Below are 17,128 nucleotides of genomic sequence, written 5' to 3' on the forward strand. Positions count from 1 at the left end.
AGGCAGAGCGCTTTGCTCCGTCAGTTAAAATTTTAGCTGAATATTATTTAACGCCTAGCTTTTAAGCGACAAATTTCGCGCTCGACGCCTCAAGTCGTCCTGCACGGGGCCATGGCACGGTATGGCTCAGGGCCGGACGGCGTTTGGCACGCGTGACGCGGCAAAATGTTCGGTAACATAAATTAGTGCGATTTGGGGCTTTTTCCTTCCGTTGGCGATGCTATGATGAGGCCATTTTCACCTTCCCTATCCTGATGAATGAGAAAGCTTATATGCTGAAAAAATACCTGATGCCGTTTGTGGCAATACTGTTGCTCTCTGGCTGCGCCGCCAGCACCAATACGCTGGATATTTCACCCAAGATCCAGTTGCCGCAGCAGGATCCGTCGCTGGTGGGCGTTACTGTCAGCGTTAACGGCGCCGACCAGCGGCCGGATCAGGCGTTAACCAAGGTTAACCGCGACGGCAAGCTGGTGACCCTGACGCCGTCGCGCGATCTGCGTTACCTGCTACAGGAAGTGCTGGAAAAACAGATGACCGCCCGCGGTTACATGATTGGTCCGAACGGCGCCGTGGATTTGCAGATCGTGGTCAATAAACTTTACGCCGATGTTACCGGAGGCAATGTGCGCTATAACATCACCACGCGAGCGGATATCTCTATCATCGCCCAGGCGAAAAACGGCAGCAAGCAAGTGAAGAACTACCAGTCGCTGTACAATGTGCAGGGCGCCTTCCGCGCGACCAATGACAAGATCACCTGCGCCGTGGACAGCGTGCTAGCAGGCGTGATCAACGACATGGCGAACGACAGCAGCGTCAACAGTTTCATCAAACAAAACGCGCGCTAAGCTTCCCCGTTCACCCGCCTGCCCGCGGTGCCGGATAGGTTAACCCGAAAGCCGTTTATGACCATGACCTCCCTTCGTCTTGCTACCCTGACCCAGCGCCGTTCCGTCATTCTGCTGTGCCTCGGCTTTGCCTCCGGGGCTTACCGCTGGCGCTCACCTCCGGAACATTGCAGGCCTGGATGGACGGTGTGGCCCGGCTGGATCTTAAAACCATCGGCTTCTTCTCGCTGGTCGGGCAGGCGTACGTCTTCAAGTTTCTGTGGTCGCCGGTAATGGATCGCTACAGTCCGCCGCTGATGGACCGCCGGCGCGGCTGGCAGGCCACCTATTGGCTGATGGCCGCCCTCATGCTGCTGGGCCTTGTCAGCACCCTGCTGGCGCCGGAGCCGGACCAGGCGATACCCAAGCCGGCCAGTCTGGAGCTGGCGATGATGGCGCCGCTGCGCGATTTCTTCGGCCGCGATAACGCCTGGCTCGTCTTGATGCTGATTGTGCTTTACAAGCTCGGCGATGCCTTCGCACTCAGTCTGAGTACACCACTTTCCTTATTCGCGTTCGCGGCGTCGGCTTCGATGCCGGTCAGGTCGGGATGATCAACAAAAGCCTGGGGCTGCTGGCGACCCTGGTCGGCACGCTGGCGGGCGGATTGCTGATGCAGTGGTTGTCGCTGTTTCGCGCCCTGTTGCTGTTCGGGCTCTTGCAGGCAGTATCCAACGCCGGCTATTGGGCGCTGGCGGTGACCGATAAGCATCTGTGGTCTATGGCCGCGGCGGTCTTCGTCGAGAACCTGTGCGGCGGCATGGGTACCGCGGCTTTCGTCGCGCTGGCTGATGATGCTGTGTAATAAATCCTATTCCGCTACCCAATTCGCGCTGCTGTCGGCGCTGGCCGCCGTTGGCCGGGTTTATGTCGGCCCCTCGCCGGCTGGTTTGTCTAATTGCACGGCTGGGCCTGGTTTTATTTCTTCTCCGTGGCGATATCTTTCCCGGGTCTGGGCCTGCTCATGCTGTGCCGCACTACGCTAACCCTCACCCAGCAAACCGGCGAATTCCTGCGCCGTGGCCATTTCAACGCCGGTTATCGCCTGGCGCAGCGGCTGCTGGCGGCCGGCGCGCTGAGGCTGGTGCTGCCCAAGGCCGCGGGCATGGTGGCAGGCAAACGGCACAATCATGAATTTATGTTGGGAAATAGGTGCTCTTCTGCTCACGGTGAGTATACTCATAGGGTGCGTACTCGATTATCGCGCCATGAAATGATCCCGCTAGCCGAAGCACGGTGACGTGTCATTGATGACCCAGGTCAGTGCGGCGCCGAATAAAATTTCGCGGCGGCGGGCGCATTCCGACTTATTACTGTTTCGGCTTAAGGTCATTTTTTATTTATGTCACAGGAGTGACAGTTTATCGCCTCTACTATTTTACAGGGTGCCTATTTACGTATTTGTAGTTTCTTTGTCAAAGAATGACATTGATTTGTTAACTCGATGACACAGATTACACGCTGTTATTCTTTCCGTTAACGGAATCTGGGTATTCTGAAGGTTAATTCTCTAAGCCTTTGTCGCGATTAATATTTTGTCATCATTCCCAACAGGTGTGACACGCCTGGCAGAATGCAGAAACATGTTTCTGACATAAGCTTAAGCGTGTTTACAGTACTGCAACCTTCCCGTAAAATGCCCCCACATAAGAAACGACATTAGAGCACCTTTTATTGAGGTCGTTAGATGAGACTCAGGAAATACAATAAATATTTAGGGATGTCGTCGCTGTTTAGCGTCGCCGCGTTAGTTAGCGGCTGCAGCGACATGGTGTTAATGAATCCCAAGGGACAGATTGGACTGGAGCAACGTTCATTAATACTGACCGCCCTCGGGCTGATGTCGATCGTCGTGATACCCGCTGTCGTCATGGCATTCGTCTTTGCCATTAAATATCGCGCATCTAATACCAAGGCAACGTACAGCCCCAACTGGTCCCACTCCAGTAAGGTGGAACTGGTGGTGTGGGCGGTACCCATCCTTATCATCATTTTCCTGGCCACCCTGACCTGGAAATCGACCCATGCGCTGGATCCGAGCAAACCCATTGTCTCAGACGCCAAAGCTGTCACCATCCAAGTTATCGCCATGGACTGGAAATGGCTGTTCATTTACCCGGAGCAAGGCATCGCAACGGTAAACGAAATCGCTTTCCCGGCCAACGTACCGGTGAAGTTCGAGATTACCTCCAATTCGGTCATGAACTCCTTCTTTATTCCCCAGTTGGGCGGCCAGATTTATGCCATGGCCGGTATGAATGCCACCCTGCATCTCATTGCCAACGAGCCGGGCAACTATAAAGGCATTTCAGCGAACTTCAGCGGCCGGGGCTTTTCCGGTATGAAATTCACCGCCGTCGCCACGCCGGGTAAAGCCGGTTTCGACCAGTGGGTTCAGAAGGTCAAGGCATCACCGGAAACGCTTGGTACCATGGAGGCTTACGAGCAGCTGGCGGCGCCGAGCGAGTATCATCCGGTCGAGTACTTCTCCAGCGTTAAACCCAGTCTGTACCAGGATGTGATCGGCAAATTCATGGGCAAGGGGACGAGTATTGCCACTACCCAGGACAAAGAGATGGACATGAACATGGGTGAATACTTTCACGCGAGTACCGAGGAATAATAACGATGTTCGGAAAATTAACGCTTGATTCGGTTCCGTACCATGAGCCGATCATTATGATAACCGTCGCCACCATCATTGTGATTGGTCTGGGGCTGGTGGCCGCCATTACCTATTTTGGTAAGTGGCAATACCTTTGGGATGAGTGGTTCACCTCGGTAGACCATAAGAAAATCGGCATCATGTACATGATCGTGGCGTTCGTGATGCTGCTACGCGGCTTTGCCGACGCCATCATGATGCGCTCGCAGCAGGCGCTGGTTTCGGCGAACGAAGCGGGCTTTCTGCCGCCGCATCACTATGACCAGGTGGTAACCGCCCACGGCGTTATCATGATCATCTTCATGGCGACGCCATTCGTGGTCGGCCTAATGAACCTGGCGGTGCCGCTGCAAATCGGCGCCCGCGACGTTGCTTTCCCTTTCCTGAACTCCGTGAGTTTCTGGTTCTTCGTCGTCGGCGTTATCCTGATAAACATCGCCCTCGGCGTGGGTGAATTCGCCCAAACCGGTTGGGTTGCCTATCCGCCGCTGGCGGGTAAGGAGTACAGTCCCGGCGTCGGGGTCGATTACTGGATCTGGAGTATCCAGATAGCCGGTATCGGGACCACCCTGACCGGCGTGAACTTCTTCGCCACCATTTTGCGGATGCGCGCGCCCGGCATGCCGATGATGAAAATGCCGGTCTTTACCTGGGCCGCGCTGTGCACCAACGTGCTTATCATCGCCGCGTTCCCAATTTTGACCGTGACCATCGTACTGCTAACCCTGGATCGCTATCTGGGCACCCATTTCTTCACCAATGACATGGGTGGCAATATGATGATGTACGTCAATTTGTTCTGGGCATGGGGCCATCCGGAAGTGTACATCCTGGTGCTGCCGGTATTCGGCGTATTCTCGGAGGTGGTCGCCACCTTCTCGAAAAAGCGCCTGTTTGGCTATACCTCGCTGGTGTGGGCAACCATCGCCATTACCGTGCTGTCGTTCTGCGTCTGGCTGCATCACTTCTTTACCATGGGATCCGGCGCCAACGTCAACGCCTTCTTCGGCATCATGACGATGATCATCGCCATCCCGACCGGGGTGAAGATTTTTAATTGGCTGTTCACCATTTATCAGGGCCGGGTGGTGCTTAACTCCGCGATGCTGTGGACCGTGGGCTTCATCATTACCTTCTCCATCGGTGGGATGACCGGCGTGCTGCTGGCGGTACCCGGCGCTGACTTCGTGTTACATAACAGTCTGTTTCTGATCGCCCACTTCCATAACGTCATTATCGGCGGCGTGGTGTTCGGCTGCTTCGCCGGTATGACCTACTGGTTCCCGAAAGCGTTCGGCTATACCCTGAACGAAACCTGGGGAAAGCGCGCTTTCTGGTTCTGGATTATTGGTTTCTACGTCGCCTTTATGCCGCTGTATGCGCTGGGCTTCATGGGGATGACCCGGCGTCTGAGCCAGCAGATCGACCCCGTTTTCCATCCGCTGTTGATGGTGGCCGCTGACGGCGCTGCGCTTATCGCGCTGGGTATCCTGTGCCAGGTCATCCAGATTGTGGTCAGCGTGCGCGATCGGGAACAAAACCGCGACCAGACCGGCGATCCGTGGGGCGGCCGCACCCTGGAATGGGCGACCTCCTCTCCCCCGCCGTTCTATAACTTTGCCATCGTGCCGGAAGTGAACAATCAACGCGATGTGTTCTGGGAAATGAAGAAAGAAGGGTCCGCCTATCAGAAACCGCTGGCGTATGAACCGATTCATATGCCGAAAAATACCGGCGCCGGCGTAATTATTGCCGCCTTTAGCCTGGTGTTCGGCTTTGCTCTGATCTGGCATATCTGGTGGCTGGCGATCGTCGGGTTTGCCGGCATGATCGTGACCTGGATAGTTCACAGCTTCAATGAAGACGTGGATTATTATGTGCCGGTAGCGGAAGTCGAACGTATCGAGAACCGGCATTTTGCCCAAATCAGTGAAGCGGGCGAGAAGAATGTCAACTAAGATCCTATCCAATCACGAAGCCGCCCATGCCGAGCATGGGCACCACGATACGGGAGCCACCAAAGTATTCGGCTTCTGGATCTACCTGATGAGCGACTGTATTCTGTTCGCCACCCTGTTCGCCACCTATGCCGTGCTGAGCAATAGCGTGGCGGGCGGACCGACGGGCAAGGACATTTTCGAGCTGCCGTTTGTGCTGGTCGAAACCTTCTTCCTGCTGTTCAGTAGTATCACCTACGGCATGGCAATCCTGGCCATGTACCGCGGTGACAAGAGCCGGGTCAAGGTCTGGCTAGGCCTGACTTTCCTGTTCGGCCTCGGCTTTATCTGCATGGAACTTTACGAGTTCCATCATTTGATTGCCGAAGGCTACGGGCCGGATCGCAGCGCCTTCCTGTCCGGCTTCTTCACGCTGGTGGGTACCCATGGTTTGCACGTCACCTCCGGCCTTATCTGGATTCTAATGATGATGGTTCAGGTCTCCCGTCGCGGTCTGACCCCGGTTAACCAAACTCGTTTGCAGTGCCTGAGCCTGTTCTGGCACTTCCTGGACGTGGTGTGGATTTGCGTCTTTACCGTGGTGTATTTAATGGGGGCACTTTAATGAGTCATGCATCCGCAGGGTATACTGGCACCAGCCACGACAGCCATAAGTCTTATTTGATTGGTTTTATTCTCTCCATCATCCTGACGGTGATTCCGTTTGCCATGGTGATGCAGGTCTCCGCCAGCGAAAGCACGCTGATCGCGGTGCTGGTAATTTGCGCAGTTGTGCAGATTGTGGTTCATCTGGTGTACTTCCTGCACCTCAGTACGTCGTCCGAGCAGCAGTGGAATCTGATAGCCTTTGTGTTTGCGGCGATGATCATCGCCATCCTGGTGGTCGGCTCCTTGTGGATTATGTGGTACCTCAATCACAACTTAATGGGCCACTAACAGAGCGCAACGGTAATGATTAAGCAATACCTGCAAGTAACAAAACCAGGAATTATTTTCGGTAATCTAATTTCTGTCATCGGGGGCTTCTTGCTGGCCGCAAAGGGCCAGATTGATTATGCCCTGTTTCTCGTCACGCTGGTCGGTGTGTCGCTGGTGGTAGCCTCGGGTTGTGTGTTTAACAACTATATCGATCGCGATATCGACCGGAAAATGGAAAGGACTAAAAACAGGGTCCTGGTGAAAGGATTAATTTCTCCGAAAGTCAGTCTGGTTTACGCTACGGTGCTAGGTATTGCCGGTTTTGCGTTGTTGTATCTGGCGGCGAATCCGCCGGCCATGTGGCTGGCGGTGATGGGCTTTATCGTCTATGTCGGCGTGTACAGCCTGTATATGAAGCGCAAATCCGTCTACGGTACGCTTATCGGCAGTTTGTCCGGCGCGGCGCCGCCGGTCATCGGTTACTGCGCCGTCAGCGACCGGTTCGACACCGGCGCGCTGATTCTGCTGCTGATCTTCAGTCTGTGGCAAATGCCACATTCCTATGCCATTGCCATTTTCCGCTTCAAGGACTATCAGGCAGCGTCGATTCCGGTCTTGCCGGTCAAACGCGGCATTTCGGTCACGAAACACCACATTACCCTGTATATCATCGGGTTCATGGTGGCCACGCTGATGCTGACGTTGAGCGGTTATGCCGGCTACAAATACCTGATCGTCGCCGCCTCGGTGAGCGTTTGGTGGCTGGGCATGGCGTTGCAAGGCTATAAATTGGCCAATGACGATAAAGTGTGGGCGCGCAAGCTATTCATTTTCTCGATCGTGGCCATCACCTCGTTGAGCGTGATGATGTCGGTAGACTTCATGGTGCCGTCCGCCACCAGCCTGCTCACTTACCTCGGGTAACCCTCGGCGGTTGTCCGTTTCGGCAGGGCGCAGGCCCTGCCCTCTTTCTCTCGTTTCACTTCATTAACAGCCAGGGCGTTAAGCGTTTTCCGGTGCCGTGCCGGCTCGCATATCGCGTATGGGCGATGACGTTAACATCTGTTAAATATCATTCGATTTCCCGTCCTGCGTTATGGCATTACAATGGCCCGGTAAGATTTTTCGAGGTAGTGATGAACGACACAAAAATGACCGGCATGGAGCTGCGGGCCACCTGGGGCCTGGGCACGGTATTTTCTTTGCGCATGCTGGGCATGTTCATGGTATTGCCGGTGTTAACCACCTATGGGATGGCGCTACAGGGCGCCAGCGAAGCGCTCATCGGCCTGGCCATCGGTATCTACGGGCTGGCGCAGGCGGTGTTTCAGATCCCCTTCGGACTGGTATCCGACCGCGTCGGCCACAAGCCGCTTATCGTCGGCGGTTTGCTGATCTTTGCCCTCGGCAGCGCCATCGCCGCGCTGACCGACAGCATATGGGGCGTTATCCTCGGCCGCGCGCTGCAGGGATCGGGCACCATTGCCGCTGCGGTCATGGCGCTGCTGTCGGATTTGACCCGCGAGCAGAACCGCACCAAAGCGATGGCGTTTATCGGCGTCAGTTTTGGCGTGACCTTTGCCATCGCCATGGTAGTCGGCCCCATTATGACCCATGCCATCGGTCTTAACGGCCTGTTTTGGGACATCACCGCGCTGGCGTTGGCAGGGGTCGCGCTCACCCTGTTAGTGGTGCCCACCGCCGGCGCCCATACGCTTAATCGAGAATCGGGCATCGTGCGCGGCAGTTTCGGCAAAGTCCTGGCCAATCTGCAGCTGCTGAAACTTAACGTGGGAATTTTTTGCCTGCATGCCATGTTGATGTCGAGTTTCGTCGCCCTGCCGCCCATGATGGCCCGTGCCGGCTTTTTGCCCGGCGACCAGTGGAAAGTGTACCTAGTCACCATGCTGGTTTCATTCGCCGCGGTGGTGCCGGCTATCATTTATGCCGAAGTCAAACGGCGCATGAAAGGCGTGTTTCTGGGCTGCGTGACGCTGCTGCTGGTTGCCGAGCTGGTATTGCTCGCGGCGGGCGGACATCTCTGTGTCATGTTCGCCGGCATTCAAATGTTCTTCTTGGCGTTCAACATCATGGAAGCTCTGCTGCCTTCGCTTATCAGCAAAGAGTCGCCGGCCGGCTATAAAGGCACCGCGATGGGCGTTTACTCCACCAGCCAGTTTCTCGGCGTGGCGTTCGGCGGCACGCTCGGCGGCTTTTTGTTTCAACTCGAAGGTGACTGGCTGGTGTTTCTGGCAGGCGCGGCGATAGCGCTGGCGTGGTGGCTTGTCAGCATTACGCTGCGCGAGCCGCCCTACGTAAGCAGTCTGCGCATTGCTCTGCCCGACTGCATGGCGGCCGATGGTCAGTTGGCTCAGCGTCTCCAGGCGCAGCCGGGCGTCACCGAGGTGGTGGTGGTGCCCGAAGAGCGCAGCGCCTATGTCAAGGTCGATACCAAACAGACCAGTCGCGCGGCGCTGGAAAAAACGGTCGCGGCCTGAGGCGACGCGGGAAGGATAAACGGGCTAAGACTAGCTTGCGGCGCCGGCAGGAACCAAGTTCGGCGCCGCAACGCAGGTTAATCACGGAAGTTGGTAAACTGGAAGGGTTGCCCCAGCTCCGCACCTTTTACCAGCGCGATGACCTGTTGCAAATCGTCCCGCGCCTTACCAATAATGCGAACCTGCTCACCTTGTATCCGCGCCTACACCTTCAGTTTGCTGTCTTTAATCAGTCACTTTGACAATTTTTTTCGCCAGCCCGGTCTCGATCCCCTGCTTGAGCTTGGCGTCAACGCTGTAGGTTTTACCGCTGTGCTCCAATTCATCCGGCAATTCGATAGCACCGCCCTCAATGCCGCGCTTGGCTAACTTATCGCTCAGGATTTTGATCAGCTGTTTGACCTGAAAATCGGATTCCCTGGCGGCCTTGATAGACTGATTTTTTTCATTCAACTCAAAGCTTGCCGGGACATTGCGAAAGTCCCAGCGGGTGGTCAATTCACGATTGGCGTTTTCCACCGCATTACGAACTTCTTGCATATTAATTTCTGACACGATATCAAATGAGGACATACTGTGGCTCCGGTAAGGCAAAATTTGCCCATACCATACCCGCAAGGGCAAAGAGTTAAAAGACGGGATACCCGCAGCAGATTTCATGCTGGCGTGCATTACCTCCTGCCGTACAGCAGAAAAGTCTATACTTATGGCTCCAAGGTGATGCGCGGGCCGGAGCCCTTTTATTTGGCTACAGGGTAAGGAAATGAAAATTACCGTTCTGGGTTGTGGCGCATTGGGACAGCTGTGGCTGACGGCGCTAAGCCGTCAGGGACACAACGTTCAGGGATGGCTGAGGGTGCCGCAATCGGTCTGCACCGTGGATGTTATCAGCCCCAAAAAGCAGGAAAACCGTTTACAATTGCCCGCCAATAACGCTGAACATCTGGCCGCAAGCGATTTGTTGCTGGTGACATTGAAAGCCGGGCAGGTATCCGGGGCGGTACGGACGCTGTTGCCGCAATTGCGCGCCGATTGCGCCATCCTGCTGCTGCATAACGGCCTCGGCACACGTGAGGAGTTACCTGTCCTGATCCAGCCGCTGATTATGGGCACCACCACCCATGCCGCCCACCGTGAAGAGGACAAAATCCACCATGTCTATGCCGGTACGACGCGCATCGGTCCTGGCAATAGTCAAGCACAGCGAAGCAACGCGATGACTGAAGTGTTACATCATGCCCTGCCGGAGGTTGCCTGGCATAACAATATCGCCGCCTCAAGTTGGGTCAAGCTTGCCGCTAACTGCGTGATAAACCCCCTCACCGCCATTTACGATTGTCGCAACGGTGAGCTGGAATGCTATCCGGCCGAAATCGAAGCCATCTGCCGCGAAGTGGCAATGGTGATGGACCGTGAGGGTTACCATACCCATTATGAAAGCCTGCTGTTCTATGTCGGCCAGGTGATCCGCAGCACCGCGGATAATGTTTCCTCTATGCTGCAGGATGTCCAAGCCCAGCGGCAATCGGAGATAAATTATATTACCGGCCATGTCCTGCGGCGCGCACGCGCGCACGGCCTGAATGTGCCTGAGAATCAGCGGCTATTTGATTGGGTGAAACGCAAGGAGGAAAACTATGGACAAATCGATTCTTCTCTGTCTAGCCGATGGTAGCGAGGAAACTGAAGCCGTCACTACGTTCGATTTGTTGGTACGCGCCGGCATTCAGGTACGCGCGGCCAGCGTCAACGACGATGGCAGATTGACCATCGTCGGTTCGCGTGGCGTACGCCTGCTGGCCGATGCGCCGCTGGCGGCTTTAGCGGAGCAGCCCTTTGACGCCATTGTCCTCCCCGGCGGTATGCAGGGCACCGAATGTTTCCAGCGCAGTCTGCTGCTCTTGGAGTGCGTACGCCGAATGCACCTCGACGGCAAACTGGTGGCGGCGATATGTGCCGCCCCGGCCTTGGTATTGCAGCACCAGCAGCTGTTCAGCCAAGCCAATATGACCGGTTTTCCTGCGCTAAATGACCGTATTCGCGCCGATCGCTGGGTGGATCAGCGGGTCGACTATGATGCGCTTTACCTGGCTCCTCACCAGCCAGGGGCCGGGGACGGTTCATGGATTTCACCCTGAACATTATCGCGTTTCTCTGCGGCCGTCCGGCCTTGGCCGAGGTAGCGGCACAGTTAGTACTGCCCCAGGGCATTGCAAATTTTTAAGATTAGCAATGTATCAAACCAGAGGATCGGCGAGCGCGGGCAGAATATGTAGTGGGGCAGCAAAAGACCCGCGGCTGGTGCGGGCCGCATTCTCGCTGCGAGCGCCCGCCGGCAAACTAAAAGCGGTAAACCTTCACGTTTTGAAAACCCTGCTCGCACAAATAGAGCGCCTGAAGACGACTCATCACCCCGCGGTCGCAGTACAGCAAATATGATTTACTCTGATCCAGCTCGCCGAAGTGACTGCCCAACTTGTAAAACGGCAGCGTCAGCGGGCAGCCTTCCTGCTCATCCTGCGAACGGATATCCAGCACGACATCGCCGCTGCCCAACTCCACGGTGGTTTCCACTTCGGCGACAGGTGCGTTCGCCTCTTCGGCGGCCAGCTCGCGGATATCCACCACCTCCGCCTGCGCCACTGCCGTTTCCAGTACGGCAAAATCGAATTGTCCCTCTTCCTGCTCGATACGGCTTTTCACCGCCCGCACGGTTGGGCTCTTGGAAATCACGCCGCAGTATCCCGGCATGGTTTTGGCGTACTCCCTCCGTGCCAATCTGGCGCGCCGGCGTAATGATATGCTCTTTGTCATGAGAGATAAGCGGACGCAGAATAAGCGTATCTGACGCGTTGTGAATTAAACGCAGATTAGTCAGCGTCTGCCTCGACACCTGCCCCAGCGCCTCACTGGTGACCAGCGCCTGAATGCCGTAGCGTTCTGCAATAGCCGACGCCGCACGCACCATCATGCGTTTCAACACCACCCCATCTGGCCATCGTCTACCTTGGCCAGAATTTTGTTTACCACCGGCGCAAAATCGAGGGACACAAAGCGGACTTTGTGAGACTGGCCAAAGCGACGCCATAAATGATGCGCCACCTGGCGGACGCCGATTTCATTCGCCGCGCCGCCAAGATTGAAAAAGCAATAATTAACCCGGCAACAGCGGCGCATCAGCATATAACTGGAGACGCCGAAATCGAAGCCGCCCGAGATAAGCGACAGCACATCTTCCTGGGTGCCGATAGAGAAACCGCCAAGCCCTTCGAGGCGCTCGGTTATCAACAGCAGCCGATCGCGGTACATGACCAGCGTTTGCAGGTAAATATCATGCATATCCTGCCAGGGGCGCTTTTCCACCGCCAGGATGTGACGGATCCCGGGGATGCGGGTCAATGCGTCAGCTACCAGAGGCCGGTGTTGTTCATCGCCGGCGCGGACCTCGATATGATCCCAATGACGCACCACCGCCACCGACTCATCACAATGTTTAAGAATATTGCTGGTGAGTATTTTTATAAAGCGCAACCGCACGGATTGACTTTTTATCGTGATTTCCGGAAACAGTTTGATGATAAACTTCATGGTAATAGTCGTTATTTGATCATTAAAGAGTAACGCGCCGCAACACGTTATATAATGGGACACTGGCCCACGTTAGCCCTGGCATCGGCCTGACGCCCTTGCGGCGCGGAGTATACCACTTTATGCCGCGGGATTAAGGTACAATTTGCTTACTACCGCACTCTGGACTAACGTGGACCGCGCCACTCGCGCCTTCGCTTTCTACCGGTAGGATACAGAGATGCCAAAAAAAGCAGAACAACCCGCCAGTTTTGAGACTGCGCTTAAAGAATTGGAGCAGATAGTCACCCGCCTCGAATCTGGCGAACTGCCGCTGGAGCAGGCACTTAATGAATTCGAGCAGGGCGTGCAGCTGGCGCGACAAGGTCAGAAAACCCTGCAACAGGCGGAACAGCGGGTGCAGATTCTGCTAAACGATACGCCAGACGCCCCGCTCGCTCCTTTTGCGCCGGAAAATGATGCGCTATGACTGATTTCGCGCGCGCGCTTGAAAATAGCCGCCAGCAAGTGGACGCGGCGCTGGAACGTTATCTCAGCGCCCTCGCCAATCCGCAGGCGCCCCTTATCCAGGCCATGCGCCACGGCGCTTTGCTGGGGGGCAAACGGCTGCGCCCGTTCCTGGTGTACCAGACCGGCCGGTTATTCGGGCTTACCGCCGCAAGCCTTGACCCGCCGGCCGCCGCAATTGAGTGTATGCATGCCTATTCGCTGATTCATGACGATCTGCCGGCAATGGATAATGATGCGCTGCGCCGCGGGTTACCGACCTGCCACGTCAAATTCGGCGAAACGACCGCCATTCTGGCCGGCGATGCGCTGCAGACGCTGGCCTTCAGCATTCTGGCCGACGCGGAGATGCCGGAGGTGTCGCCACAGCATCGGCTACAAATGATCTCGACGCTGGCCGCCGCCAGCGGCGCCGACGGTATGTGTCTTGGACAGGCGCTGGATTTAGAGGCCGAGTGGCAGCAGGTCTCCGCCGCGCGACTTGAGACGATTCACCGCCACAAGACCGGCGCGCTTATCCGCGCGGCGGTTCGGATGGGCGTGCTGGCGGCCGGGGAACGCGGCGGACCGGCGCGGCGCTATCTCGATCGTTTCGCCACCGCCATCGGCCTGGCTTTCCAGGTACAGGATGACATTCTTGATGTCGTGGGCGACAGCCAGAGCACCGGCAAACGACAGGGAGCGGACCAGGCATTGGGTAAAAGCACCTATCCCGCCCTGTTGGGGCTGGACATGGCGCGGGCCAAGGCTCAGGATCTGTATCATGAATCCCTGGCGTCCTTAGAATGTGTCGCCGCGCTCGGTTATGATACCGCCACGCTTGTGGCGCTGGCGCGCTATATTATTGAACGTGACAAATAAGTGATGCTGTTTTTTACACCTCAGATATGAGTACCCGATGAGCCTTGATATCAAAAAGTATCCGACGCTGGTCCTGGCCGACAATCCTATGGAACTGCGCCAGTTGCCCAAAGAGAGTTTGGTGGCGCTGTGCGACGAGCTGCGGCAATTTCTGCTCGACAGCGTAAGCCGCTCAAGCGGCCATTTCGCCTCAGGGCTGGGCACGGTGGAACTGACGGTGGCGCTGCATTATGTGTACAACACGCCATTCGACCAGCTGATTTGGGATGTCGGCCATCAGGCTTATCCCCATAAAATCCTGACCGGGCGACGGGACCGTATTGCCACTATTCGCCAGCGTAACGGCCTGCATTCGTTTCCCTGGCGTGGCGAAAGCGAATACGACCAGCTCTCGGTAGGCCATTCTTCCACCTCCATCAGCGCCGGTCTCGGTATGGCGGTGGCGGCGGAACATGAGGGATTGGGCCGCCGCACGGTTTGCGTTATCGGCGATGGCGCCATTACCGCCGGCATGGCCTTCGAGGCCATGAACCATGCCGGCGATATCAAATCTGATTTGCTAGTGGTGCTGAACGACAATGAAATGTCCATTTCGGAAAATGTCGGGGCGCTGAATAGCCATTTGGCGCAGATCCTGTCCGGCAAGCTCTACTCCACCCTGCGCGAAGGCGGCAAAAAGGTGCTGTCCGGTATCCCGCCGATTAAAGAGCTGGTGAAGCGCACCGAAGAGCATATTAAAGGCATGGTGGTGCCGGGCACGCTGTTCGAGGAGCTGGGGTTTAACTATATCGGCCCGGTGGACGGCCATGATGTCCAGGGACTGGTGCAGACGCTGAAGAATATGCGGGCCAAAAAAGGACCGCAGCTGCTGCATATCATGACGAAAAAAGGCCGTGGCTATGCGCCAGCCGAGAAAGACCCTATCAGTTGGCATGCGGTGCCGAAATTCGATCCCCACATGGGAACCCTGCCAAAAAGCGGCGGCGGATGCCCCACCTACTCGACCATTTTCGGCGACTGGCTGTGCGCCACCGCCGCGCACGATGACAAACTGATGGCGATTACGCCCGCCATGCGCGAAGGCTCCGGCATGGTGGCGTTTTCGCGCCAATATCCGCGCCAGTATTTTGACGTGGCCATCGCCGAGCAGCATGCGGTCACCTTTGCCGCCGGGCTGGCCATCGGCGGTTATCACCCCGTGGTGGCCATCTATTCTACCTTTTTGCAGCGCGCCTACGATCAGGTGATCCATGACGTCGCGATACAGAATTTGCCGGTACTGTTTGCCATCGATCGCGGCGGCGTGGTCGGCGCCGACGGGCAGACTCATCAAGGCGCGTTTGATCTCTCCTACCTGCGCTGCATCCCCAATATGGTCATCATGACGCCGAGCGATGAAAACGAATGCCGGCTGATGCTGCACACGGGTTATCACTACCAAGCGGGCCCAAGTGCGGTGCGTTACCCGCGCGGTAACGGTACCGGCGCCCCGCTCACCGATTTGCATGAACTACCGCTGGGTAAAGGGGTGGTACGCCGCCAGGACGTCGGCGTGGCGATTCTCAATTTCGGTACCTTGCTGCCCCAAGCTGAACACGCAGCGCAAGCGCTAAATGCAACCCTGGTGGATATGCGCTTCGTTAAGCCCCTCGACGGCGCGCTGATAAGCGAGCTGGCCGCCAGCCATCAGGCGTTGGTGACGGTTGAGGAGAATGCCATCATGGGCGGCGCCGGCAGCGGCGTAAACGAGTATGTGATGCAGCAGCGGCTGCAGGTGCCGGTATTGAATATCGGCCTGCCGGATCACTTCATTCCTCAAGGCAGCCAGGAGGAAGTCCGCGCGGATGTGGGCCTCGACGGCGCAGGGATCCAGCGGCAAATCGAGGATTGGCTGGCTTAAGCCCGCGGCGCAGGAGCACAACCGCGCTCCTTTTTTTGCCGGCGCCCGCCCCCGCCTTCCCGGGCCGTGCCGTGGGCATCGTGCTTGCCCCCCCTGTGCTGTGTAGTGGCACACTGAATTTGGCCACCTGAACAGAGGTGATATGCTCACCTCAAAACAACACGGGTGCACCAATGAAAAGAAAAAATTTTAGTCCTGAATTCAAACGCGAATCCGCTCAACTGCTTGTCGAGCAAAATTACACCGCCGCGCCAGCAGCAAAAGCCATGGACGTCGGCTTTTCTACGATGATGAAATGGGTAAAACAACTGCGTGATGAGCGGCAGGGGAAAACGCCAAAAGCTTCTCCCATAACCCCGGAACAAATCGAAATACGTGAGCTCAAGAAGAAGGTACAACGCATTGAAATGGAAAACAAAATATTAAAAAAGGCTACAGCGCTCTTGATGTCAGACTCCCTGAACAGTTCTCGTTAATCGGGAAACTCAAAGCGCATTATCCTGTGCCCACACTCTGCCACGTGTTCAGGGTTCATCGCAGCAGTTACAAATACTGGAAAAGTCGTCCCGACAGGCCAGACGGGCAGGCGAACGGTATTGCGCAGTCAGGTTCATGAACTGCACAATATCAGCCATGGTGCCGCTGGCGCGAGAAGTATCGCCACCATGGCAACCCAGAGAGGCTTCCGGATGGGGCGCTGGCTCGCAGGCAGGCTCATGAAAGAGCTGGGGCTGGTCAGTTGTCAGCAGCCGACGCACAGGTATAAGCGTGGCGGTCAGGAGCATGTTGCGATCCCGAATTATCTTGAGCGCCAGTTCGCTGTAACGGAGCCAAACCAGGTATGGTGCGGCGATGTGACGTATATCTGGACCGGGAAACGCTGGGCATACCTTGCGGTTGTTCTTGATCTGTTCGCGAGGAAACCGGTGGGCTGGGCTATGTCGTTCTTCCCGGACAGCAGACTGACCATTAAAGCACTGGAAATGGCATGGGAAACGCGTGGTAAACCAGCCGGAGTGATGTTCCACAGCGATCAGGGTAGCCACTATACAAGCAGGCAGTTCCGACAGTTGCTGTGGCGTTAGCAGATCAAACAAAGCATGAGTCGGCGGGGTAACTGCTGGGATAACAGTCCGATGGAGCGCTTCTTCAGAAGTCTGAAAAACGAGTGGATACCGGTAACGGGCTACATAAGCTTCAGCGAAGCAGCTCATGAAATTACCGACTATATCGTGGGATGTTACAGCGCACTCAGGCAGCATGAATATAACGGTGGTTTGCCACCAAACGAATCAGAAAATAGATACTGGAAAAACGCTAACGCGGTGGCCAGTTTTAGTTGA

At 56.2% G+C, this 17,128-nt stretch carries 11 protein-coding genes and 5 pseudogenes; 14 read left to right on the forward strand and 2 right to left on the reverse strand.

Annotation, left to right across the window (positions count from 1 at the left end):
• The first annotated feature begins 272 nt into the window (after positions 1 to 272).
• The 8 genes and pseudogenes from ACTBDU_RS05865 (at position 273) to ACTBDU_RS05900 (ending at position 8,929) form a co-directional block, all read left to right on the forward strand.
• On the forward strand, positions 273 to 851 hold the full coding sequence (locus ACTBDU_RS05865) for a lipoprotein (RefSeq protein WP_438805867.1): 579 nt from the start codon (positions 273 to 275) through the stop codon (positions 849 to 851).
• A 63-nt stretch (positions 852 to 914) separates the two neighbouring features.
• Positions 915 to 1,980, forward strand: a pseudogene (locus ACTBDU_RS05870) (MFS transporter); the annotation flags it as partial.
• A 597-nt stretch (positions 1,981 to 2,577) separates the two neighbouring features.
• Positions 2,578 to 3,513: a cytochrome o ubiquinol oxidase subunit II gene (gene cyoA, locus ACTBDU_RS05875; protein ID WP_438805847.1), complete on the forward strand. Its 936-nt coding sequence runs from the start codon at positions 2,578 to 2,580 to the stop codon at positions 3,511 to 3,513.
• Positions 3,514 to 3,518: 5 nt separating this feature from the next.
• Positions 3,519 to 5,513 carry a cytochrome o ubiquinol oxidase subunit I gene (gene cyoB, locus ACTBDU_RS05880; RefSeq protein ID WP_438805848.1) on the forward strand — a complete coding sequence of 665 codons (1,995 nt, stop codon included), beginning with the start codon at positions 3,519 to 3,521 and terminating at the stop codon, positions 5,511 to 5,513.
• Positions 5,503 to 6,117, forward strand: a complete 615-nt coding sequence (locus ACTBDU_RS05885; protein WP_438805849.1) for a cytochrome o ubiquinol oxidase subunit III — start codon at positions 5,503 to 5,505, stop codon at positions 6,115 to 6,117. Before cyoB ends, ACTBDU_RS05885 begins: the two co-directional genes overlap by 11 nt.
• Positions 6,117 to 6,449 (forward strand): cytochrome o ubiquinol oxidase subunit IV, encoded by a 333-nt coding sequence (locus tag ACTBDU_RS05890; protein ID WP_438805850.1) that lies wholly within the window; start codon positions 6,117 to 6,119, stop codon positions 6,447 to 6,449. Before ACTBDU_RS05885 ends, ACTBDU_RS05890 begins: the two co-directional genes overlap by 1 nt.
• 15 nt (positions 6,450 to 6,464) lie before the next feature.
• Positions 6,465 to 7,355, forward strand: a complete 891-nt coding sequence (gene cyoE / locus ACTBDU_RS05895; RefSeq protein ID WP_438805851.1) for a heme o synthase — start codon at positions 6,465 to 6,467, stop codon at positions 7,353 to 7,355.
• Positions 7,356 to 7,567: 212 nt separating this feature from the next.
• A complete protein-coding gene (locus tag ACTBDU_RS05900; protein WP_438805852.1) occupies positions 7,568 to 8,929 on the forward strand; it encodes an MFS transporter in 1,362 nt (453 codons plus the stop codon).
• Positions 8,930 to 9,006: 77 nt separating this feature from the next.
• Here the strand turns inward: ACTBDU_RS05900 and ACTBDU_RS05905 are convergent.
• A pseudogene (locus tag ACTBDU_RS05905) lies at positions 9,007 to 9,502 on the reverse strand (YajQ family cyclic di-GMP-binding protein).
• A 190-nt stretch (positions 9,503 to 9,692) separates the two neighbouring features.
• Here ACTBDU_RS05905 and panE point away from each other — a divergent pair.
• Complete coding sequence (gene panE, locus ACTBDU_RS05910) at positions 9,693 to 10,604, forward strand: 2-dehydropantoate 2-reductase (protein WP_438805853.1); 912 nt, start codon at positions 9,693 to 9,695, stop codon at positions 10,602 to 10,604.
• A pseudogene (gene yajL / locus ACTBDU_RS05915) lies at positions 10,567 to 11,153 on the forward strand (protein deglycase YajL). The gene panE and the pseudogene yajL overlap by 38 nt, the downstream one beginning before the upstream one ends.
• 116 nt (positions 11,154 to 11,269) lie before the next feature.
• Here the strand turns inward: yajL and thiI are convergent.
• Positions 11,270 to 12,517: pseudogene (gene thiI / locus ACTBDU_RS05920) on the reverse strand (thiazole biosynthesis protein).
• 220 nt (positions 12,518 to 12,737) lie between these two features.
• Between thiI and xseB the strand changes: the two are divergent.
• The 4 genes and pseudogenes from xseB (at position 12,738) to ACTBDU_RS05940 (ending at position 17,128) form a co-directional block, all read left to right on the forward strand.
• Entirely contained in the window at positions 12,738 to 12,986 is a 249-nt protein-coding gene (gene xseB / locus ACTBDU_RS05925; RefSeq protein WP_438805854.1) for an exodeoxyribonuclease VII small subunit, read from the forward strand.
• Positions 12,983 to 13,885, forward strand: coding sequence for a (2E,6E)-farnesyl diphosphate synthase (gene ispA, locus ACTBDU_RS05930; RefSeq protein WP_438805855.1), 903 nt, complete (start codon positions 12,983 to 12,985; stop codon positions 13,883 to 13,885). The genes xseB and ispA overlap by 4 nt, the downstream gene beginning before the upstream one ends.
• A gap of 37 nt (positions 13,886 to 13,922) precedes the next feature.
• Complete coding sequence (dxs, locus tag ACTBDU_RS05935; RefSeq protein ID WP_438805856.1) at positions 13,923 to 15,785, forward strand: 1-deoxy-D-xylulose-5-phosphate synthase; 1,863 nt, start codon at positions 13,923 to 13,925, stop codon at positions 15,783 to 15,785.
• 173 nt (positions 15,786 to 15,958) lie between these two features.
• Positions 15,959 to 17,128, forward strand: a pseudogene (locus ACTBDU_RS05940) (IS3 family transposase).

It is taken from the genome of Sodalis sp. (in: enterobacteria) (genome assembly GCF_051710625.1).
Lineage (GTDB): Bacteria > Pseudomonadota > Gammaproteobacteria > Enterobacterales > Enterobacteriaceae > JBPESN01.

Bases quoted from the DNA above. Each gene is read 5' to 3' on its own strand.
- dxs (WP_438805856.1), top strand. From the start codon at position 13,923: ATGAGCCTTGATATCAAAAAGTATCCGACGCTGGTCCTGGCCGACAAT.
- cyoB (WP_438805848.1), top strand. From the start codon at position 3,519: ATGTTCGGAAAATTAACGCTTGATTCGGTTCCGTACCATGAGCCGATC.
- ispA (WP_438805855.1), top strand. From the start codon at position 12,983: ATGACTGATTTCGCGCGCGCGCTTGAAAATAGCCGCCAGCAAGTGGAC.
- panE (WP_438805853.1), top strand. From the start codon at position 9,693: ATGAAAATTACCGTTCTGGGTTGTGGCGCATTGGGACAGCTGTGGCTG.
- cyoA (WP_438805847.1), top strand. From the start codon at position 2,578: ATGAGACTCAGGAAATACAATAAATATTTAGGGATGTCGTCGCTGTTT.
- xseB (WP_438805854.1), top strand. From the start codon at position 12,738: ATGCCAAAAAAAGCAGAACAACCCGCCAGTTTTGAGACTGCGCTTAAA.
- ACTBDU_RS05890 (WP_438805850.1), top strand. From the start codon at position 6,117: ATGAGTCATGCATCCGCAGGGTATACTGGCACCAGCCACGACAGCCAT.
- cyoE (WP_438805851.1), top strand. From the start codon at position 6,465: ATGATTAAGCAATACCTGCAAGTAACAAAACCAGGAATTATTTTCGGT.
- ACTBDU_RS05900 (WP_438805852.1), top strand. From the start codon at position 7,568: ATGAACGACACAAAAATGACCGGCATGGAGCTGCGGGCCACCTGGGGC.
- ACTBDU_RS05885 (WP_438805849.1), top strand. From the start codon at position 5,503: ATGTCAACTAAGATCCTATCCAATCACGAAGCCGCCCATGCCGAGCAT.
- ACTBDU_RS05865 (WP_438805867.1), top strand. From the start codon at position 273: ATGCTGAAAAAATACCTGATGCCGTTTGTGGCAATACTGTTGCTCTCT.